The following is a 20,326-nucleotide window of genomic DNA, read 5'->3' on the forward strand; positions in this document are numbered from 1 at the left end:
ATGGCTGGAGAGCCCAGATGACTTCGTCCCGCGCTGTGCCGGTGACCTTGGCCGAAATTGCTCGGCTTGCGGGAGTGGGGCGCGCCGCGGTGAGCAACTGGCGCCGTCGGCACGAGTCGTTTCCGGCGCGCATCGGCGGCACGGATGTGAGCCCGCAGTTCTCGCTGGTGGAGATCAAGGCATGGCTGCGGGAGAACAAGAAGCTCAAGAACGCATCGGAGCGTGAGTGGCTCTGGCCCCAGTTCGAGGCGCTCGGCAGCCGTGAGGAGACAGGTCTTGCTGTGGCTGCCGCCGGGTGGCTGATGAGCGGCGCGGGCCGGAAGCGCATGCCCGTAGACGCGCGTGGACTGTCCGCCTCTGCGCGGCAGTTGGTCGACGAGGCTGTGGAGCTCGGGAGGCAGGAGGGGCCGGTCGAGACGTTCGAGTTTCTGCTGCGGCGCTGGCTGGATGTCAACGTGCGGCAGATCAGCACGACTCCCGAACCGCTGGCCGCACTCATGGCCGACCTCGCCGACCGCATCCGGGACCGGGCGGCGGACTCGGGGGGCGGAGACCGTACGGTGCTCGATCCCGCCTGCGGTACCGGGCACCTTCTGGCCGCGTCCACCGCCAACTCCCCGGTCGAGCTGATGGGTTGCGACAGGGATCCAACCCTGGCCGCTCTGGCGGGCGCACGCCTCGCGCTGATGTCGGACTCCGGCGACGGGCGGCTGTCCTCTGTCATCGAGGCAGGCGATTCCCTGCGTGCTGACCCCTTCGCCGGTGTGCGGGCGGACATTGTGCTGTGCAACCCGCCGTTCAATGAACGTGACTGGGGCTATGAAGACCTGGCCACGGACGCCCGGTGGGCGCACGGCATGCCGCCGCGTACCGAACCCGAACTCGCCTGGGTCCAGCACTGCCTTGCGAGACTCCGGCCCGGCGGCGCCGCCGTGGTCCTGCTCCCTCCCGCAGTGGCAACACGCAAGGCGGGCCGGCGCATTCGGGGCTCGCTGCTGCGTACCGGGGCCTTGCGGGCCGTCGTGGCGCTGCCCGCCGGGTGTGCCGCGCCGCACAGTGTGTCCTTGCACCTGTGGGTGCTGCGGGCGCCCGCGGCGGGGGACGGGCCACAGGGGCCGGGTGAGGTGTTGCTTGCCGACGGGGTCGCCAGGTTCCCGCGTACGTTGACGCGGGATTCTGTACTGGACTGGGAGTCGCTGGGCGCGTTCGTCCGGTCCGTGGCCGAGGTGGCGCAGGCCCCGGGGGGCAGTGATGCGGCATTGCCCGAATACGTTGCCGAAGTGGCCGTCATCGACCTCCTCGACGACGAGGTCGACCTCACGCCAGGACGTCACGTCTCCCCGAGCGACCGCGGCTCTGCAAGGCAACTGGCTGATTCCTGGGACGAGTTCGGTCGATTGGTCGCGGGCCTCGGTGACACGGCCGGTCGGCTGGGCTCGCTGGACCTGACGGATGACGGGCCGGGTGCCCAGCCCACGACGACTGTGGGGGAGCTTGCCAGGGCGGGCGCGCTCACACTCCGCGGGGGGCAGCAGCCGGCGGGCGGAACCGTCTCGGAGGGGATGCCGGGCGACAACGGTGTATCCCTGCTCACCGTCCCCGACCTCCTGCAGGATTCGGAGCCCGGCAGCTGGATCTCTCTTGCGGACGCGGAGGCGGGCGGTGCGGTGATCGCGGAACCGGGCGACGTGGTCGTGGCCGGGGTGGCGCGGGCGTTCTCCGCGTGGGTGCATCAAGGCCCGCCGATGGCCCTGGGAGCTCAGCTGTACGCACTGCGTGTGCACCCGGAGAAGTTCGACGCCTGGTTCCTCGCCGGCTCTCTGCGCGCACCGACCAACGCGCGGCAGGCGGGTACGCACGCGTCGAGCTCTTCACGCGTGGACGTACGCAAACTGCTGGTTCGGCAGGTTCCCTTGGCCGAGCAGCAGCACTACAGCGAAGCCTTCAGGCAGGTGGCCGCCTTCGAGGGTCTGGTCGCTCGGCTGAACACTCTCGGCAGGGGGCTTGTACGCGATGTCAGCGACGGGTTGGCCGCCGGGCGGCTTTCCGGTGGGGCGTGACGAGGTCGGTCGGTTCACGGCCTGTCCGACCAAAAGTCGTCGCGCGCGGCCGGATCAGCCCTGGGCGCCTCCCGGCTCCGCGAGCCGCTCGGTGACATCCAGCTCGACCTCACGCAGCACCACGTCGACCCGCGCACCCAGCGGTGCGGGCAGTCTCGCCGCCAGATACCCGGTCTCCTCGATCACGCCGATCGCCGCCTCGATCTCACCGAACGCGAGGCGGCACTCCGCAACGCGGAGCCGGAGGATGCCCCGCTCGGCGCGAGCCTCGGGGCCGTCGCCGTGTACCAGGCCATCGGCGATACCACGGTAGAGATCTGCCGCCGCGCCGCAGTCACCGGCAAGGCGCAGTCCCTCCGCGGCCAGACTCCACACCCGCTGGACCAGCGGTCGTCGTGATCCCCATTCCTTGCGCACCCGGTGAGCGAGACCTGCGATACGCCGTACAGCGTCATCCGGAACTCCGGCGTCGATCTCCCCCTCCGCCGCTTCGCAGAGCCCCTCGATCTCACGGGCGTCCAGCCACTCCTCGTATCCGCTGGAGGAAGGCGGAGGCGCAGCCGGTCGCTCAGCCGGAGCCGCAGCGGGGAGGCGGAAGGGCGCGGTGGGGTCGGGGTGCAGCCGGGGGCGCGGCTCCGGGTCGCCCTGGCGAGGTGTGAACGAACTTACGACGTCCAGGACTTCGCCCACGGCGGGCCGCCGCTCGGGCCGTTTGGAAAGCATCCGCAGGATCAGGTCGTCCAGGACCTCTGGGATTCCCGCCGCGTACAGACTCGGCGGCAAAGGGGTGGCGCGCAAGTGCTGCTCGATCAGCCCCTTCTCGTTGTCGATGACGAACGGCGGGCGGCCCGCGAAGAGTTCGTAGCACACGCAGCCGAAGCAGTAGATATCCGTGAGCGCGGTGGGTTCCTTCTCCAGGATCTGCTCGGGCGCCTGATACCCGCGACTGCCGAGCGTAGAGCCGTGCCTCGTGTACTGCGTGGCGCCGGATTCCAGCGGTTTCGCGATGCCGAAGTCGAGAAGAGTCCCCACGCCCTCGTCGGAGATCATGATGTTCTGAGGCTTCAGGTCGCGGTGGACCACGGGGTGAGTGTGTGCACAGGCGAGGGCATCGGCCACCTGCGCGGCAACAGCTGCCGCCACGGCAAGGGGGAGCGGAGCATGCTCGGCAAGGAACTTGTGCAGAGTCAGCCCCGTCACCAGGCGCATCGCCAGGTAAGGCATGCCCTGGTGTGAACCCTGTCCGTACAGCTCAGGGATGCCAGGATGGCGGAGCCTGCCGAGCAGGGTGGCCTCACGGCGGAACCGGCCGCGCAGCATGTCGAGTTCGGCCAGCTGCTCCTGGGTATCCAGCTGTTCCAGGTCCTCGGAGTCCGGGCGCAGCACCTTGACCGCGGCGTCTCGTCCGGTCGGCAACTCCTTGGCGCGCCAGACCTGAGCCATGCCGCCCTTGCCGATCGGCTCGATCAGCTCGTAGCGCCCGGCGAAGACGTCTCCCGCCCGCATCTCCTGTGAGCCCATGTTCATCGCTGCGCCCCTCCGTACGCCTGCATTACCTGGCGTCCACCAGAGTAGCGTGAATGTTTGAGATCAAGAGTCATGCATGGACTTAGTTCACAGATGTATGCCATTCTTGCTGTGCGCTCGGAGGATGTCGATGCCGTCTCGCGCGCCCTGTCCGGCTGCTGTTACCAGGGAGAGCCATGCAGAACCCGCCGGGTACCACTGGACAAAGCTGGCTGATCAAGGTGAGCCCTAGGCTCGCCCGCCCGAGCCCCGCGGCCTGCCCGACGCGCCTGTACACGGCAGTGCGGCCGTTGCTCGCTGCCGTCCCGCCCGTGCCCTTTCGTCCCACGCCCCGTGAGCAGTTCGCTCCCGGCCCGCTCTTCGCCGCCTTGGACCTCTGGGAGCACGAGGGATGGCCACTCGGGCGCGTACTTGAGGAACTCCGCCGTACCCGTGGGGCGTTCCGCGGCCGGGGTGCTTCCGTGCACCCCGCACTGCTGATGTGGACCATCGAGGCGTTTCAGCGGTACGCCGCCGCGCGGAGCGCGGAGCAGGCCCAGGCGCAAGCGGGCGGTCTGCCCGCCACCGCGCCTGTCCGGCCGAGCTGGACGTGGCGCACCGTGAGGAGTCGGACGCCTGACATGCGGGGGGCGCGCCAGTACGAGCACACCGTTTGGGGGCGCCAGTACGCCTCCGCGGACGGAGCCGTACGGGATCTGTGGGTCCCCTCCCTCGGGCGGGCGAAGACGGACCGCGCCGCGGCAGAGAAGGCGGCCATCGCCCACGTCGTGGCGAGAGGGCTGCCAACTCCACGTCGCCGCTTCGGTGTTGAACCGCCCGAGACTGCGATGGCCGTCGCGCGGCCTGTAGACCGAGTGCGCGTCTTCGACTTCGGCTGCGCGGACGGCAGCGTGACCCCCTTGCTCGACTGGGGCCCGGACGACGTGCACCAGCAGTTCACCGAGGCCGCAGCGCCCGCCTTCCACTCTGTTGCGACAGGGGTCGACACCCAGCCGGGGGAGAGTTGCGTCGACTGCAAGGCCATCAGTCAGTGCGGTGCGTTGCGTCGGACTCCTGGCCTGTGGGGCGGCTCGCCCACGGTGCCGACACGCAGGCGCCGTTCCCTTTCCGCCTGGGACCTGCGCTTGCACGGCGAGTGCCCCGCCCAGTACCACCTCGTACGGCAGCTGCATCTCGATGACCTGGTTCAGGAGAACGACGGCGCGCGCCGCGGCCGTGCCGTCGACGCATGGCTCAACGAGCGGCATGCGACGCGCCCGACACAGGGCTGCCGCGACCTGCCGGCGGCCGGCGCAGCGGAGATGCCGGCCGCTCATGGCCTGGACGGCCGGCTCGCGCGGGAAGCGGCAGGGATGCTGCGGGAGCACCGCGACCTGTGCCCGCTGAACGGAATCGGCCCCGACGAGCAGGTGCTGGTGCAACACCGTGTGACCGCGTACGTGCCCGAGCTCGACGTCGTCGTCCTGGCTGTGCCTGATCTGGTGTACACCCACCGTGGCCGGTGTCTGTGGCGGGAGACCAAGACATCGTCCGCCCCGTTGTGGGAGCGGCGCTCCCTCATGCGGTCCTATCCCCAACTCGCCTTGGGGGTGCTGCTGTTGTCGGCAGGTGCCCTGGATGCCGACCCTCGGCGCTCCTGGGTCGAATTCGAGCAGCTGCGAGAGGGCCCGGGGCAAAGCCGCCTCGAGCGCATCGACCCGAGTAGACCAGAGAACGTCGCCGAAGCTCGCGAGGTCATCGCCGATCTGGCGCAGCCCCTCCTGGACGACACGTCGTACGAGCCCAGGACCGGTCGGCACTGCCACGGCTGCCAGGCGCGCACTTGGTGCAAGCCCGGTACGGCGTACGTCACCGACCACCCGCGCCTGCCCAGCGCACCCCCCTCGTCCGTCGGTACCGGATCTGTTGAGGAAGGACACCGGCTTCATGGATGACCAGCAGACGGGCCCGGACTGGTTCGCCAACCCCGATGTCGTCCTGCTGCGCGACGTGGCCACCGCTGTCGCGCGACTGGAAGAAGTCGGGCGGCTCGACTCGTTCACGCTTCCCTATCCGGCAGAAGCCCAGCGGGCCCTCAACGCGCTCGTACTCGAGTGCCTGCGCAACGGTGCGCAACCCCCGTCCGGGGTGCCCGAGCTGATGCGTTGGTGCCGCGCCCGCCCCTTGGGCAGCTGGCCGCTGAACCGGTTGCCCCATCGGGTGTTCGCCGCCGAGGACAGGCTGATCGATGAACGCTCGGGAGAACCGACGCAGCTCTGCCACGAACTCGCGGTCAAGGGGCGCGGGGACAGCACGGGGCGGCAGTACGACCGGCTGGTGATCCGCGCGGCCATGCGCGCTTGCCGCGACGCGTCGTCCCCCGAGTCCTACACGGCATTCCGCAGGCTTCTGGTCACCCGCCCGGTACTGACCGAGGCGAACTGGTTCGAACTCAGCACCGATCTCTTCCTCGATCCGGTCAGGTTCCTGATCGAGGAGATCTATGCACCGGTGCCCGTCAACCATCAGAGAAGTGGCATCTATGTGTGCTGTCGACGCTGCCTGACACTGCTCACACCTCTTGCCGACGGCGGCTGGTGGTGTGAGCGGGACCAGTGCCGCTATCAGGGCGCACCACCGCACGGGCGCGCGCTGCACGCTGTCGACGTGGGTGAACTGCGTCAACTCCGGCGTCCACTCCGTCAGTTCGTCACTGGTCCCGGCCGAGCGGAGGTGGATCTCGAACGCCAGCTGCGCGGGTTGGGGCTCACCGTCGAGATGTGGCCCGGGTTCGACGCATACGACCTTCGGGTCACCTTCCCCGACGGGCACGTGTGGGCGATCGATGTCAAGGACTGGGCCCATCCGGCACTCCTCGGCCAGGCGGCCACGGTGGTGCGCCGGGAACCGCCCTACAACGAGGCCTGCTGGGTGGTTCCACACTTCCGAGTGCAGCTGCGCCGTGACTATCTCGATGTGTTCGCGGCGGAGCGCGGCTCAAACGCAGGCGGACTCCGCCTCCTGACGGACACCAGGCTCAAGAAGGCCGCGCAGGCCCGGTTGCGGGGCGAACGCGGCCCGGACGCGCGCATCGCACCGTCGATCACCAGACAGAACGGATCAGACCATGCGTGATCGCAGCAGCTGGTACCAACAGCTCGTCGACGACTTGAAGCCCTGGCCGGCGGAGTACGTAGGCACGAAGCCCGCTCTGCTGTGCCAGGTCGAGCTTGGACTGAGGCTCCTGGAGACCCTCGACCCCGGTCGTGCCGCGGACGGCGTATGGGTGCTCCTGGGCGGCTACCCCTTCGCCGAGGCGGCAGGGATCGCCGACGGTCCCGCCGATCGCCTGGCGCTGGCCGCGGCGCGCCATTTGCTCTGGCCGATGCGCCGGGGGCGTATGTGGCGGCAGAGTCTGGAGGCCTACCTCGAACTGCCCGAGCGGCTCCGTGCCTACCGGGTCCCCGGGAACGGCGGTCCTGCCAGGAGGGTCCGTCCGCCGGTGGCGGCACATCGACTGGCCGTGTACGACAAGGCGCTCGGCAGGCTCCCGGACTTCTCCGAGAATCCGCTCCCGCCCGCGACCGAAGGTGCCTACCGCTTCATGGACCGGCGCCGACATGCCTCCGTCGACGTGCCCGCCGACCTGGTGCTCGACCAGGCCGCCGGCCACGACCTCGGCGCGAGCCGCCCAGGCCGGGGTGAACCGCTCAGCATTCCTCTCGCTGAACTCGAGGCCACCGCACGGTGGATGGACACAGAGGAGCTTGGGCGTGGTCTCAAGGCAGGCCACTGGGCCGACCGCCTGTCGAGACTTCACCTCGATGCGCGTACAGCAGACGGGACCGCCTTCGTGGAGGCGCACCGGCTCACCCTCGACCAGTTGACGCACCTGGTCGGCATGGTCGGTGCCGGCAAGTCCACCTTGATGATGCTTGTGGCCGTGTGGGCCCACCGCGCGGGCCTGCGCACCACGCTCGTTGTCGGTGATGTCGCCGAACAGCTCACGCTGACCGATCTGTTGTGTGACCTAGGTCTGCGAGCCGCGCTCGTCCAGGGCGGTACCACCCGGGAACAACACACCCAACGGCTGCATCGCCGGCTCGCCGCCCGCGGGCAGCACTCCCTGCTGGCCCACACGAGTCGGACATTCGCTCACCTGAGCACCGCATGCCCTCTGGATGCGCTGCGGGGCCTGGAAGCCAGCGAACCGCTGCGCTACGCCGATGCCCCCTGCGGAGGGCTGCACCCTGTACGCCAGCTGGAAGTACCGGAGGAGTCTTCCGAAGCGAGCGCCACCAGGGAGCTGCTGCGGGCCCGTGGGGCGGGAAAGACCCCGCAGGCCGAGGAAACGTCAGAGGCCGCAGAACTGCGGAATCCGCACTCCTGCCCACTCTGGAGCGCCTGTCCTCGGCACTCGACGTCACGTGATCTCGTCGACGCCCTGATCTGGGTGGCCAACCCTGCGAGCCTTGTGCAGACCGCGGTGCCACGCCAGCTCAATGCCGAGCGTCTGCGCTACCTGGAACTTGCCTGTCTGCGCAGCGACATCATGATCGTCGACGAGGCCGACCGGGTCCAGATGCAACTGGACCAGATGTTCGCCCCCTCGGCCACCCTGGTCACCACCGGACCCGAGTCCTGGCTGGATCAACTGCAGACGCACGAGATCGCCGAGCTCGCAGGGCAGGGCAGGCTGCAACTGTCCGATCAGGACGTCGAACGCTGGTCCGCCGCCCTCGATGTGGTCGGCTCCGCGGCCGACCGGCTCTACGCCATGCTCATCGGCGACAAACAGCTCAGGGACTGGGCGCAGATCGACTATTTCAGCGCCTGGACTCTGCAGGAGAAGCTCCTCCAGGCCTGGTATCCCCTGTCCGCTGCTCCCTCCGACGAGGAAATGCAAGCCGATCATGAGAACGATGGCGAGCCCGAACTCCATGACGAGAGCGAACTGTATGAGGACGAGGAAGGGCTCGGCGCGGGAGCGAGTGAGGCCGGTGCCGTTGCCGGTCAACCATGGGCAGGTCGCCGCGACGAAGTGACCAAGCTGTTCGATGTGTTCCGTGACGATCCCCTCGGTGATCGCGGACCGTACGGGACAGACACGGACGCTCTGGTCCGGCTTGCCCACGACGTTCTGCACACGCTCAACGCGAAGCGCACACGCAAGCGGGTACGCGACCTCCTCGACGCTCTGCTCGATGAGGCACCAGGGCCGGAGCAACGTCGGCTGTCCGCGCATCCCAGAAAGGTGGAACCCGCTCCGGGGGACGTTGCGCTCAGTGAGGAGTGGCTTGAACTCAACGCGCGGCGGCTCGAGTTCACTCTGGTGCTGGCCGCGCTGCACCAACGCCTGGACCGCCTCACCTTCCTCTGGCCGCAGGTGGAAGCGGCCCTGCGTCTGGACCCGGGAGGCCATGAGCTGACCCGGCGCCCGCCGCTCGATTACGCTCCTCTGCTGCCCGAGGCTCCGATGGGCAACGTGCTGGGTTTCCAGTACCTGCCGGACGAGCGGGGGAGCGCCCGTGACCGCGATGGGCGCTGCACCGGCACGCTTCGCTTTTTCCGCTGCGCCGGTGTCGGCCGTGAACTCCTGCTGTCCTTGCCTCGACTTGGCGCCGGGCCTGAGCACCCCGCGGCCGGTCCGCACGTACTTCTGATGTCCGGGACGAGCTGGGCGGGCACATCCACGCGCGCCCATGTCCTCGCACCCGTCCAGGCTGTGCTCAAGCCTCAACCGGAAGCGCTGCACGCGATCCGAAGGACCGTGTTCCGGACCGAGTTCGTGTACGACGACGCGGGGAACCCCATTCGTCTGTCGGGGCAGCACCCCGACAAGCGGGAGGACGTCCTGCGCACCCTGGTCCACAAGCTGGCCCGGCCGGGCCGGGACGGCAGCGCCGGCCCGCTGCAGTACGAGCTGGCACAGATCCCGGACCAGCGTCGACGACGGGCCCTGTTGCTTGTGGGCAGCTATCGGGAGGCCGCTGTGACGGCTGATCTGCTCAACGAGATCCCGCGCTGGCACGGCCGGGTGCGCGTACTCGCCGCCGATGACGCCGAGCTCGAGAGCGCCATCGCCGGTGAGCCCTCGGTGGGCGGGCCGACCACATCCCGTGCCGGTTCGGTGCGCCGCGGAGATGTGGCCTCCTTCGCGGCCGATGTGGACGCCGAACTCCTGGTGGCACCCCTGCTGGCCGTCGAGCGCGGACACAACATCCTCACAGATCCACAACAGCCCGGCGAGGAGCGGGTAGCCGCCTTCGGGACGGTGTTCTTCCTGGTGCGCCCCCATCCCCGCCCCGATGACCTCTCCCTCGCCATCTTCGCCATCAACGACTGGGCCACACGCTTCGTGCGCGATCACCCCGGCCTGCCTCAGGGAACCTTCAGCGAACTAGTGGGCAAGGCGGCCGACTTGGACGACGCAGGGAACGCATTCCGGAAGACTGCGCGTGGAGTGTGGCGGCATCTGCTGTCGCGCCCCTACATCTACTCGGCACTGTCCGAGGCCGAGAAACAGTCCTTTGCCTGGGACCAGCTCGTCACCATCTGGCAGGTGATCGGACGACTGGTGCGCGGCGGGGTGCCCGCGCGCGTGGTGTTCGTCGACGCGGCATTTGCTCCCCGCCTCGCCGCCAAAGGATCGCCTGCGCCCCCGCTGCGGGGCCCACGCTGGCTCAAGGACCCCGGACTTCTCGTCAGGCTCCAGGACGTACTCGAGCCCTATTTCGCCGGAGACGACGTTTCGGGCGCCCTTCCCGATCAGGGCGATCCCGCGCTGGTGCGGCTGCTCTACCAACCGCTGTACGAGGCCTTGCGCAGCCTCGACTCGCATTGAAGATGCCTGAAATCAGGGAGAATCGACATGTACCAAGAGATCCGCCGAGCTGCCTACCAGCTGGCCGGGAGCGCGACCCCATGGACCGCGGACTTTCGCGCCCTCGCATTCCCCGAGCACCGGCAAGAAGGACTTCTGGAGCTGCACAACTACGGCCGCACGGAGGAATCGCGGCACAAGACGATCCCCACCCGGCGCCTGGACAGCGTGCTCCAAACACTCGCGCCCGATGTCATCGTCAGGCCGCGACCCCGACCTCCCATCGGTGCCGGGCCCTTGCCCGCCGAGGACTTCTGGCTGTACGTGCCCGCCGACACCCCCGACCCGCTGCCCGGCAGCACGCTGACACAGTTGCTCGACACCTGGATGCGCACCCTCGGTCCGCAAGGGCCGGACAGCGATCCTGGTCTGCGAGCACTGCTGCTTCGCACCAGCGCCGAGCTGAAGCGGGAACTACCCGCGTGGGAAGCGGTTCACGGTGTGGATCTGCTGAGCACCGCCGTCACGATGGGTGGCACGGCCGCCCCGGAGTCCAGGCAGTTCCAGCTCGCCACTGATGCGCTGGCCCGCCGGATCCTCACCCTCGACCCCTATCCGTACGAGGGGGGCCTGCTGCGCTTCCGAGCTCTTCCCCGAGGCCCTCGCGATCAGGGTGCGGAACTGATGTCCCAGCCGCTGAACCGTACGATCAAGCGCAAGGAATGGTGGTTCTCGATCGTCCTCAGCATCTCTTTGCACACCACCCCATTCGAGCCCCGCCCCCGGCTCCATCTGCATTGGGGGGTACGCCGCTGGGCCACCCACCCGAGGGCGGACAGCGGCCGTCTGCGACTCCCGTACCGTCAGGCCACTACGGTGTATCTACGCCCGAAGACCCCCTGGCTGCCTGGGGCCCCCGGCACCGAGCGATACGCCCTGGCCCGGCTCAAGCACGAGCGCACGAGCGATACGTTCGCCTGGGTGGAGAACGACGCGGCGGGCATACTGCACCGCCTGAGTGTTGCGGGCCACTTCCCGGGCCCCGACCAACTCCTGGCCGAACCGGTCGCCTGGATGGGAGACGGACCCGGCGTACGCGCCGCAGTGGTCCACAGCACTCGTATGGGCAGCCACGAAGTGGGCCCCGGCCTCATGCCCCACCAGAGGTCCCAGCTGACCGAATGGGCAGAACAGGCATTGCCGGAAGGCGTCGTACGCGTGCCTGATCTGGTGCGGGGGCGTGGTCGCGGCATTGGTGCTCCCGAGAACCGGCGCCCGAAACCGCGAGGTGACGCAGAGAAAAAGGCGGAGGAGCTGCGCGCCGCCCTGGCCCGCCGTACCGCGCTCGCCACCTTGGCCCGTATGACGGGCTTGGACTCCGGGCAGGGCGGCCTTCCGGTAGTGGAGGCTCGGCTGCTGTGGCAGACCGTCGAGTTGAGGCACCAGGCCGTCATCGCGTTCGCTCAGACACTCGGACTCGATGGTGACGCGAGCGATACGGGCACTACGGACCAGACTTTCGACGAGGCAAGGCCCGGCGCTCCTGTGGTGTTGCAGTGGCGGACTCCGGAGCTCGTGCTGCGTCTGCGCTGCCTTCCGCTGGTCGACGGGCTCGGCGAACGGCTGAGCCTTGACACCGGGGTAAGGGGCAAGGGACGGATCGCTGATGCCATCAGCGCACGCCGTCGCGAGCTACGAGCGTGGCTGAGCGAGGACGGATCCGATCGGTCCCGACCTGGACTGGCCTTGGTCGAGATCGCCCACCGCAGCACATTCCGGCCGAGCGGGGCCGACCCCAAGTTCGCGATCCGGCTTGGCTGCGCCGACGCCGGTCAGCTGACTCAATTCGTCGTCACCCCGTCGACCGATCCGCAGATCAAGAATGCCGACAACCTGGATCACCGGACCCACAACGCCTGGCTCGACGGACTGCGGCAGCTCGGGGTGCGTGTTCTGCCCCAGCACACGCTGGGTGGTGATCTCCCCGACGGACTTCAGTACGTCGCACTGTGGATGGTCAAACGACGCAAGGACGGCCCCACCCGACTTCCCAAGCACATGCCTGTCGCTGTCCTCGTCACCCCGCTTCCCGAGACCAAGGGCCTTGCGATCGTGAAGGGTTGGGACGACGACGCACGCGAGTGGATTCCCTATCCGGCCTTTCTCCTCGGACTGGTGAAGAAGGCTGAGATCAACCCGGATGCCGGTGCCGTTCGCGCGGCAACCATTCCAGGGCAGCGTGATGGCAAGGAAGACGAGGAGCTCAGGGTCACCCCCAAGAGGTGGCGCACCAACTTGGCTGAGCAACGCCAAGAGACGGCGACGTTCCTACAGCGGGTGCTGTACTCATTGCGGGACCAGCCCACTGTGCTCATCACCCATGCGCAGAACAGCAGACTGCACTGGCCGTGGCTGCAGGACGGCAACACGGTACGGGACTTGCTCAAGTTGGGGCACGCGCCGGCCGGGCGATTGGACGACGAGCTGCGCCTGATCAGGATTCGCGGGCGAGGAGGCCGGGAGGCCGCGCAGTGGTGGGGTCTGGCCGAACCAGGCAAGGCTCAGGGCCAGCCGGCAGGCTTCTGGGCGCAGCCGGTCAAAGACAATGAACGGCGGTCAGCGGACGACCGCGTCTTCTACAGCACTACGGAGCGCCCCGGCACTTACGCGATCTCGCCCGCGCTCGACAGGATCGCTACTCGGGTCAATGCCGCGGGGAATCTGACGTCCCAGGCCGGGACCGGCGCCTGGAACCCGGCTCTTGTCGAGATCGCTGTTCTCGGGTGCCACCCGGAGAGCGCTGCTGAGGACACCCTGGCCGAGAGGCCGGACGAGCCCGAGGCGCTTGCGCTGGCGATGCATCAACTGCGCCAGGCGCCGGACTATCCAGCTCCCCTCTCACTTCCGCTCCCCTTGCACATGGCAGGACTCTCGCAGGCGTATGTACTCCCCATGTTCACGGAGGATGAGGCGGCTGAGAGGGAAGCGGCGGCCCAAGGCGCAGATGACTCCAGCTCCGATGAGGGTGCAGAGGGCCTGGACCCAGACCTCTCCGACGCGGCAGGCCTCTCGGCGGAACCCGACCAGCTCCCCCTCTCATAGCGGTGTCTCTGCGCTCGGTTCCTGCCATCACGGTGACAGAGACCTGAGGTAAGAGGCAGAGAGGCCGGTGTTGCCGCCGAGGTCGACGAGGGTGTCGATGTCTTCGTTGAGCCGGTAGTGGGCGCCGAGTTCGAAGAACTGTTCCGGTAGATGTGCCACAGAATCGGCAGATCGCGCTGATTACGGCGCAGGCAGACCTGTGCGTCGCCGCTCGGGGGCCTGACGTCATCAGCGTAGTGGACGCCCGCCGAGGAAGGGACGCACCATCCAGTAGGTGGCGGACAGCAGCCCCACCCCGCGCGCCCGGCGGGTCGGCAATGGCGGCAGATCTCCCGCGTGAGGGGTCCCAGCGGCGATGTAAATCTGCATACGGCGTCGAACTAGCGTCAATGGGGCTTCAGAACTCCGAACCAGAATCGTGCACTTGACTGGGGGTCAAGGGGTCGCAGGTTCAAATCCTGTCGTCCCGACAAGTTCGAACGATCGAACGTCGCAGGTGAAGGGCCGTTTTCGAACGGCCCTTTTTCTGTTGCTCCCACGCTCCCAGTGGGAGCGCGGCGAGTGGGAGCGGGCTCCCACTGTCCCCTTGTCTGTTTGCTCCCACTCGGGCCGATGCGCACATATTCGATTCCTTGCGCGCGTGTTCACATCCGTGCCCGGTTTGTTACCGCTGGCTCCCCGTCCTATGGGTGACTTTTTGGGTATGTGCTTGCGCTCTTCGTGCTGGTGGGGGTCGCTCCCAGTGGGAGTGGGGTCGGGAGCGGGGTCCCCTTGGCTGGAATCTGAGTTATGGGGCCATGCGAAATTTTGACCCCAGTTCCGATTTCGGGTGGGCGGTATGCGGCTTTTCGGCGGTGGCCGTTGCGGGCTGCATCGAGAGGTTGAACGCGGGTGGGAGCGGTTCGGCGAGGTTCATGGGTGTCGCGCGCTCTGGGGAAGAGAGTCATCGCAGCCAAGTTCGCTCCCACCGGGAGCCTCCCCATAACTCGGCCTGATGGTCGACTCCATCCCGTGGCCCGCGTGACGAATACGCTCGCGGGCCGGGAGCGCGCGCCTGCCGCCGTCCTGCGTGCCTCGACGAGGGGGTGCCCCTGTTCGCGGCGCGATGGGTACCCGAGCGGCCACCAGTCGAGTTTGAAGTCCTGCTCATTCTCGGTGAGTTCCTGTGGCCCGAGGGTCAGGTTCTAGGCGAGGAAGAGATGGATACGGGCGGTTAAGGCCAGCGTCATGGCGTAGTTGCCCAGGGCGGTCCAGGACGATGCGGTGACGTCAGCCTCCTCCTTGAGCTCACGCTTTGCGCAGGTGAGTGCGTCTTCGCCGCCCTCGCGTCGTCCTCCGGGGAGGAACAGGAAGTCGCCCCCGTGGTCGGGGAAGGGGGCGCGGAGGATGGCGATTTTGCCGGTGTCGTCGAGGGCTGCGATCACGGAGGCGTCGCGGACGGGGCATCGACCATGGGCGGTGATCGTAGCGGTCACGCATGAGTCGGCGAATGCCTGTACCCGGGACGCGCCTCCATGGCGCGTCCCGGCGTTGACGGTGGCGCATGTCAGGGCTTCTCGCCGAGGGCGGCCCGGAACCAGTCCAGTGAGCCGGTCTTGAGTACGGCGTCGGCGAGGCCCTGGCCGGACTGCGTGGTGATCCGGCCGCGGGAGTTGTCGATCCAGCGTTGCATGTTGACGTAGCCCTGGTCGCGGTACTCGATGCCCTGGATCATGCACTCCAGCTTGTCGGCATCCCGGGCACAGACGGCCTCGGGAGAGGTCTTGTCCTCGTACTCGCCGATCAGATCGCGCACGGCGCCAGCCAAACCCGCCGGGAAGCCCTGTACCTGGTCGTCGGCGATGTCGCGAGGGTCGGCCTCGGCACCGCCGGTGTACTTCTTTCCGAGGTGGTTGACGTCCCCGGTGCGAGTCTCGCCGGTGTCGTGCCAGACGGCGAGGAAGGCAGCCTGCGCGGGATCGGCGCCTTCGAGCTTGGCGATGATCGAGGCGATCACGGCGACCCGCCAGGAGTGCTCGGCGACGGACTCAGGGTCCTTGACGCCGCCCATCCACCAGCCGGTGCGTTTGGTGTGCTTGAGCGTTCCTGCCTCGTACAGGAATCGCGCTACCGGAGTCAGGTCGTCGTCAGCCACCGTGGGCTCCTCTCACGCCTCGGCGAGGCGGATCGCGTACCGGATGCTCTCCAGCTCGCGTTGACCGCGCGAGGAGAGCTCACGGCTATCCAACATCACCGGCAGCTTGTCGCGAAGGGCGCGGGAAGCGGCCCCGGATCGCAGGAGGTTGGGGCGGATCTGGAGAAGGGACCACAGGGTGTGGATGTTCAGGTCCACGTATCCGTGCATGGGCGAGAGTCCGCCGACCAGATGCGTCAGGAGCTTGTCCCCTGGCCATGGCTGAGGGGATCCGTCAGCGATGAAGTCGTCGCTGAGCTGAGGTGTTGTCATTTCGCCGACCCAGTAGGCCCAGTAGGAGAGGTTGGCGGACTCGCCGGCATCGTCGTCCAGGAGTACGTGGTCGATGAAGTGGGCCATGCGGTCGCGGTCGCCGTGCCGGGCCGCGACGGCGGCGACGGAACGTTCGTTGAGCCAAGAGGTGAGCCAGTCGCCAGGCCGCTCGGTGCGCTGCTGATGCGCGAGCCAGTCCGCGCTGTCGGCTGCGTCGTCGTACCCGGAGAGGTAGAGCGCCTGACGGCGCAGAAGGAACTCGCGCTCACCGCGGGCCTGCTCTGCGGTATCTCGCATCACGCCGAAGAAGCGGGTGCGCTCCGCCGAGGTCAGCTCGGGCGCGGCTGGGGCCGGCCCACGCCGTGAGCGTGGCGGGGGTGGCAGTGTGCGCACCGGGCCGGGTGGCACGCCGTTGAGTGGCCATGCGAGAACCTCGGCCAGGTCCCGCTGCATCACCATCACGCCGAGCGGGCTCTCGTCGCCGGGGTCCTGTTCGTCGAGGACACTCGCCAGGAGGACGTCGGCTTCCAGACCACGCTCGAGTGCCTGCAGGAGCGCAGGCGGAGTGCCCATCTGCATGAGGCGCGACCGGGTCGTGAGCATCTGCCCGACGGGCACGGAGGGGAGTGGACGCCGCCCGGTCTCCCAGCCGGCGATGGTGTCGATGCTGACCCGCAGGTGCCCTGCGGCCTCCTCCTGCGTGTAGCCCAGCTGCTCTCGGATGACCCGTAAGACGTACCCGCTGATCAGGCCTGTTCGTGCTCGTGAAGCCGAACCCGTACCGCCGGTCGGGGTTCGGTGAAGGCTTGGCCGCATGGAGGCCCTTCCCGGTGCTTTGGACAGCAAGTCACCTGTACTCACAGTCACTTAAAGAGGCTGCGCCGACTCCATACCGTCGATGTCATCCCCAGAAACGAGATTAGAGGGAGGCCGCCGGCCGTGGGCTTTGTTCTGCATGGATCCATCCGAAGCGGGTCTGTCGATCGGCTGATGCTCTCCACCACGGAGGCCGAGCGGTGACCCCACATGCTGTAACCAGACCCGGATCGGAACCTGGCGTTCAGGTGGTGGTGACCGGTGAGGAGCGCGTGCGTACCGCCGGCCAGTGGCTCCTGCCCGCCGTCCCCGATCCCCGGCACTCCCGATGGGATTGGACCCAGGACGCGGAGACATTGCTGTGCTGCGGGATGCTGGTCACCGCGCTCCCCATCCGCCGGACCAAGTGTGACGACGACGCCTTCCTTGCACAGGTGCTGGACGGCGGGCCGGTCATCGCTGCCGACAATCAGGGAGAGGGCCTGTGATGCGGGACGTCACCACATCCGAAGACTCTCATCTGTTCACCGACGTCTTCCCTCGCGAAGCGCAGTCCGCCGGACCGGCGCGCGAAATCGTGCGTCGCGCCCTTGAGGCCTGGGGGCTGAACGAGGTCACCGACACGGCCACGTTGGTGGTGAGTGAACTGGTGACCAACGCGGTCCATCACGCCAAGGGCCACTCGATCCGCGTGACCGTCACCCGCGTTGCCGATACCCGAGTACGCGTAGCAGTCGTCGATCTCGCCTCGACGTCGGTGTTGGTCACCGTCGACGCAGACGAGTTCGAAGAACACGGACGAGGCCTGTTCCTGGTGGAGGCAACGGCCGCGCAGTGGGGCGTCGACAGGTTCCGGTGGGGCAAGCGCGTCTGGGCCGAGGTAGAGCCCGAAGTAGCCCCAGAATCGCTGAATGGGGCCATCCCGATATGGCACACCGCCTCGGCTCAGGCCGTCTACCTCGCCGTTCTGTTGATCGCAATGGGTGCCCTTGGATACGGCGCGTTCGCGCGATGACTGGCCCCACGGACAACGTTCGTTCCCACTTCGTCTCCAAGGGCCTCAGGCCTGCTTCCTGACACCCGCCCCGGCAACCCGAGACCTGTCGTACTGCCGCCGCGGGCACTTCTAGCGGAAGGACCCTACCGATGCACTCCCTGATCGTGAGCCCGTTCCTGGAACAGCACGTTCTCGTACGACCGGGCCACCGAGGCGGCGCCCTGCTTCCTGAAGGGAACTACGAGCAGCTCCGCTTACTCGACCCGTCCAAGCCGGTCCCCGGCTGGCTCGCGGAGGCCGTCCGTGGACAGTGGACAGACCTCGACGTGTCTGACCACCCGGCTGGTGACGTTCTCCTCGTGCGGGAGCCATCGCCGTGGGGCTATTCGAAGGCGAGCTGGGAGGTCAACCTTGGCTGCAACTACGCCTGCAAGCACTGCTATCTGGGCCTGAAGGTGCAGTCGGGCATGGACTGGCCCAGCAAGCAGCACTGCCTTGAACTGATGGCTCAGGCCGGGGTGCTGTGGCTCCAGGTCACCGGCGGTGAGCCCACCCTGGACAAGGACTTCATGCGGTCCTGGCGCAAGGCCCACGAACTGGGCATGATGCTCACCCTCTCGACCAACGGGTCCCTGCTGTGGCGGGCGAATCTCCTCAACCTGTTCAAGGAGTGCCCGCCGTATCGCGTCACCGTCTCCATGTACGGGTCCACGAAGGCCAGCTACGACGAGCTGACGCAGCGCGAGGGCGCGTGGGACCTGTTCGTGCAGGGCATGAACGCCGCCCGCTCGGCGCGGCTGCCGCTGCGCGTCAGCGTCATCGTCACGGACGACAACGCCCACGAGGAGCAGGCGATGGTCGATCTGTGCACGTCCTGGGGCGTGGACTGTGAGGTGTACACGAACATGACGCCGACCAACTACGGGGGAGGCGAGGTGCTCGGCGCGCAGTCCAAGGAACACCTGCGGATGCGTAAGCAGTTCACCGGCTGCAACGCCGGACACACCTTCTTCCACATGGACCCGCATGGCCTGGTGTCCATCTGCAAGATCGGCCGCGACGACCAGATCAGCCTCCCCCACGAGGGAATCGAGGGCCTTGCCCGGCTGGGCGCGATCGCGGACCGCCTGATGCTTCGCACCGGAGGCTGCACAGGCTGCAGCCTCTCCGGCTCTTGCACGGTCTGCAGGCCCCTGGCCAAGCACTACCAGGAGGCGAAGGCTCCGCTGGCGAGCTACTGCCAGCACGGACAGAAGAAGGCGAGGGTGAACGCATGACCGCAGTAGCAGTTGAGATCTCCCCGAGGCGCCCGTTCCCGGACGGCGGACCGTCCCAGTCTGGCGAGCCGCCGTACTTCACACGCCCCGTCCTGGCCCCCACTCCCAAGGTCATCGCGGTCACGGTCGTCGCGGATCTGGACGAGCTGATGGACAGCGCCAAGTGCTCGTGCAACGCGGGAGACGACAACCCGCACTGACCTGATCAGCGCGTGAACCGGTCGTGATTGAACAGGCCCTGACGTGAAGCGCGTCAGGGCCTGCGGCGTGTGCGCCCACTGAGTAGCGTGCACACATGCATTTCGAGTGGGGCTGGATCGAGCCCGTGATGCCCGTTCCGTACGTGCCGACACTGGGCCCCGTACGACCGCAGGACCCGATCCCCGACCTTTTCGAAGCCGTCGTGGAGACCGCCGGAACCGGCCGGTTTCTCCCGTACGACAAGGACCGCCGCTGGTCCGAGACCAAGGCCGAGCGTCTCCTGGTCCACGGCATTGAGCACAACGTGCACCGCACCCTCATGCCCACGTTCCTGGAGCGCGGCACGGGCACGGTCAAGGTCCATGTCTACGGGACCGGGCACAGCAGCCTGTCCGCCGGCGCCGACCTCGCGGGCAGGCTCGCCCCTGTGCACGGTGCGGGCAAGGCCCGCGTGGTCTGGTTCCGCGGCCCCGACGAGTCCGAGGACCGCGCCCACAGTGGCGGCACTCGAGTGCAGCTCAAGGGCTTCGCCGCGGGCCCCGGTGTGCCGCCCCAAGTACTTGTTCAGGACTCCAAGGAGCTGTCCGACGAGGCCGGATTCGACGTGTTCGCCGAGGAGATGGCGGCGGACGGCTTCGCCTTCCTTCACGAGCAGATGCAGGCCGGCGCGGTCGGCCCGGTCCTCACCGTGCTGCACGACGGCCGCGTGGCCGGGGCCATCGGCCCCATGGAGACTATGACCGACGCGACGGGCGCGCTGCGCCTGCTGCCGCAGTACTTCGGCGTCCTGCCGCAGTACCGCGGCCACGGCTACGGCCGGGCCCTGTGGCGGGCCGCGATGCAGTGGGGACATCACCAGGGCGCCGAATACCAGCTGCTGCAGACCGAGGTGGGCGGCGCGTCCGACCGGCTGTGCATCACCGAGGGCCTGCGCTCCCTCGGCTTCGTCAACCAGATGTCCGTATGAGCCGAGCTGGTCCGACAACGGTCCAGGTGAACGGTGACACTTAGACGTCGTCTCATTTGGTGCATCGGCGGTAGCAGATGAGGGTGCTGGCGATGCCGACGAATGCGAGGAAGTGTTCGGCCTTGCGCTCG

Annotated in this window: 15 protein-coding genes and 1 tRNA gene; 11 read left to right on the forward strand and 5 right to left on the reverse strand. The window is 68.0% G+C overall.

Translation table 11 applies throughout. From position 1 onward, the window contains the following. Window positions 1–17: 17 nt before the first annotated feature. The gene (locus ACFYWS_RS38950; RefSeq protein ID WP_389284415.1) at window positions 18–2,060 is read left to right on the forward strand and encodes an N-6 DNA methylase; all 2,043 of its coding nucleotides are present in this window, start codon (window positions 18–20) and stop codon (window positions 2,058–2,060) included. A 54-nt stretch (window positions 2,061–2,114) separates the two neighbouring features. Here ACFYWS_RS38950 and ACFYWS_RS38955 read toward each other — a convergent pair whose 3' ends face one another. Next, window positions 2,115–3,587 carry a serine/threonine-protein kinase gene (locus tag ACFYWS_RS38955; RefSeq protein WP_389284416.1) on the reverse strand — a complete coding sequence of 491 codons (1,473 nt, stop codon included), beginning with the start codon at window positions 3,585–3,587 and terminating at the stop codon, window positions 2,115–2,117. A gap of 461 nt (window positions 3,588–4,048) precedes the next feature. Here ACFYWS_RS38955 and ACFYWS_RS38960 point away from each other — a divergent pair, with 461 nt between their 5' ends. The 4 genes from ACFYWS_RS38960 to ACFYWS_RS38975 are packed head-to-tail and all read left to right on the forward strand — an operon-like array spanning window position 4,049 to window position 13,491. After that, window positions 4,049–5,521, forward strand: a complete 1,473-nt coding sequence (locus ACFYWS_RS38960) for a PD-(D/E)XK nuclease family protein (protein WP_389284417.1) — start codon at window positions 4,049–4,051, stop codon at window positions 5,519–5,521. Continuing rightward, a complete protein-coding gene (locus tag ACFYWS_RS38965) occupies window positions 5,514–6,701 on the forward strand; it encodes a hypothetical protein (RefSeq protein ID WP_389284419.1) in 1,188 nt (395 codons plus the stop codon). Before ACFYWS_RS38960 ends, ACFYWS_RS38965 begins: the two co-directional genes overlap by 8 nt. After that, on the forward strand, window positions 6,694–10,410 hold the full coding sequence (locus tag ACFYWS_RS38970; RefSeq protein ID WP_389284420.1) for a hypothetical protein: 3,717 nt from the start codon (window positions 6,694–6,696) through the stop codon (window positions 10,408–10,410). Before ACFYWS_RS38965 ends, ACFYWS_RS38970 begins: the two co-directional genes overlap by 8 nt. A gap of 27 nt (window positions 10,411–10,437) precedes the next feature. After that, entirely contained in the window at window positions 10,438–13,491 is a 3,054-nt protein-coding gene (locus ACFYWS_RS38975) for a pPIWI_RE module domain-containing protein (protein ID WP_389284421.1), read from the forward strand. 27 nt (window positions 13,492–13,518) lie between these two features. On the opposite strand, the gene ACFYWS_RS38980 is transcribed toward ACFYWS_RS38975, so the two are convergent. After that, entirely contained in the window at window positions 13,519–13,650 is a 132-nt protein-coding gene (locus tag ACFYWS_RS38980) for a hypothetical protein (protein WP_389284422.1), read from the reverse strand. 191 nt (window positions 13,651–13,841) lie between these two features. On the opposite strand from ACFYWS_RS38980, the gene ACFYWS_RS38985 reads away from it, so the two are divergent. Beyond that, window positions 13,842–13,961 (forward strand) — tRNA-OTHER (locus ACFYWS_RS38985). 714 nt (window positions 13,962–14,675) lie between these two features. Here the strand turns inward: ACFYWS_RS38985 and ACFYWS_RS38990 are convergent. The 3 genes from ACFYWS_RS38990 to ACFYWS_RS39000 form a co-directional block, all read right to left on the reverse strand. After that, the gene (locus ACFYWS_RS38990) at window positions 14,676–14,915 is read right to left on the reverse strand and encodes an NUDIX hydrolase (RefSeq protein ID WP_389284424.1); all 240 of its coding nucleotides are present in this window, start codon (window positions 14,913–14,915) and stop codon (window positions 14,676–14,678) included. Between the two features lie 122 nt (window positions 14,916–15,037). After that, window positions 15,038–15,625, reverse strand: a complete 588-nt coding sequence (locus ACFYWS_RS38995) for an HD family hydrolase (protein WP_389284426.1) — start codon at window positions 15,623–15,625, stop codon at window positions 15,038–15,040. A 12-nt stretch (window positions 15,626–15,637) separates the two neighbouring features. Then, window positions 15,638–16,753: a helix-turn-helix domain-containing protein gene (locus tag ACFYWS_RS39000; RefSeq protein ID WP_389284427.1), complete on the reverse strand. Its 1,116-nt coding sequence runs from the start codon at window positions 16,751–16,753 to the stop codon at window positions 15,638–15,640. Between the two features lie 254 nt (window positions 16,754–17,007). Here ACFYWS_RS39000 and ACFYWS_RS39005 point away from each other — a divergent pair, with 254 nt between their 5' ends. The 5 genes from ACFYWS_RS39005 to ACFYWS_RS39025 all read left to right on the forward strand — a co-directional run bounded on the left by ACFYWS_RS39005 (window position 17,008) and on the right by ACFYWS_RS39025 (window position 20,195). Further along, on the forward strand, window positions 17,008–17,241 hold the full coding sequence (locus tag ACFYWS_RS39005) for a hypothetical protein (protein ID WP_389284428.1): 234 nt from the start codon (window positions 17,008–17,010) through the stop codon (window positions 17,239–17,241). After that, window positions 17,241–17,768, forward strand: a complete 528-nt coding sequence (locus ACFYWS_RS39010) for an ATP-binding protein (RefSeq protein ID WP_389284429.1) — start codon at window positions 17,241–17,243, stop codon at window positions 17,766–17,768. Before ACFYWS_RS39005 ends, ACFYWS_RS39010 begins: the two co-directional genes overlap by 1 nt. Window positions 17,769–17,899: 131 nt before the next feature. Further along, window positions 17,900–19,027, forward strand: coding sequence for a radical SAM protein (locus ACFYWS_RS39015; RefSeq protein WP_389284430.1), 1,128 nt, complete (start codon window positions 17,900–17,902; stop codon window positions 19,025–19,027). After that, the gene (locus ACFYWS_RS39020; protein ID WP_389284432.1) at window positions 19,024–19,227 is read left to right on the forward strand and encodes a hypothetical protein; all 204 of its coding nucleotides are present in this window, start codon (window positions 19,024–19,026) and stop codon (window positions 19,225–19,227) included. Before ACFYWS_RS39015 ends, ACFYWS_RS39020 begins: the two co-directional genes overlap by 4 nt. Window positions 19,228–19,322: 95 nt before the next feature. Continuing rightward, window positions 19,323–20,195, forward strand: a complete 873-nt coding sequence (locus ACFYWS_RS39025) for a GNAT family N-acetyltransferase (RefSeq protein ID WP_389284433.1) — start codon at window positions 19,323–19,325, stop codon at window positions 20,193–20,195. Window positions 20,196–20,326 lie beyond the last annotated feature (131 nt).

Source organism: Streptomyces sp. NPDC002795 (genome assembly GCF_042888725.1).
GTDB lineage: Bacteria > Actinomycetota > Actinomycetes > Streptomycetales > Streptomycetaceae > Streptomyces.

Excerpts from the sequence above, each read along its gene's own strand:
- ACFYWS_RS38950 (WP_389284415.1), top strand. The coding sequence starts at position 18 with ATGACTTCGTCCCGCGCTGTGCCGGTGACCTTGGCCGAAATTGCTCGG.
- ACFYWS_RS38955 (WP_389284416.1), bottom strand. The coding sequence starts at position 3,587 with ATGAACATGGGCTCACAGGAGATGCGGGCGGGAGACGTCTTCGCCGGG.
- ACFYWS_RS38965 (WP_389284419.1), top strand. The coding sequence starts at position 5,514 with ATGGATGACCAGCAGACGGGCCCGGACTGGTTCGCCAACCCCGATGTC.
- ACFYWS_RS38970 (WP_389284420.1), top strand. The coding sequence starts at position 6,694 with ATGCGTGATCGCAGCAGCTGGTACCAACAGCTCGTCGACGACTTGAAG.
- ACFYWS_RS38975 (WP_389284421.1), top strand. The coding sequence starts at position 10,438 with ATGTACCAAGAGATCCGCCGAGCTGCCTACCAGCTGGCCGGGAGCGCG.
- ACFYWS_RS39000 (WP_389284427.1), bottom strand. The coding sequence starts at position 16,753 with ATGCGGCCAAGCCTTCACCGAACCCCGACCGGCGGTACGGGTTCGGCT.
- ACFYWS_RS39010 (WP_389284429.1), top strand. The coding sequence starts at position 17,241 with ATGCGGGACGTCACCACATCCGAAGACTCTCATCTGTTCACCGACGTC.
- ACFYWS_RS39015 (WP_389284430.1), top strand. The coding sequence starts at position 17,900 with ATGCACTCCCTGATCGTGAGCCCGTTCCTGGAACAGCACGTTCTCGTA.
- ACFYWS_RS39020 (WP_389284432.1), top strand. The coding sequence starts at position 19,024 with ATGACCGCAGTAGCAGTTGAGATCTCCCCGAGGCGCCCGTTCCCGGAC.
- ACFYWS_RS39025 (WP_389284433.1), top strand. The coding sequence starts at position 19,323 with ATGCATTTCGAGTGGGGCTGGATCGAGCCCGTGATGCCCGTTCCGTAC.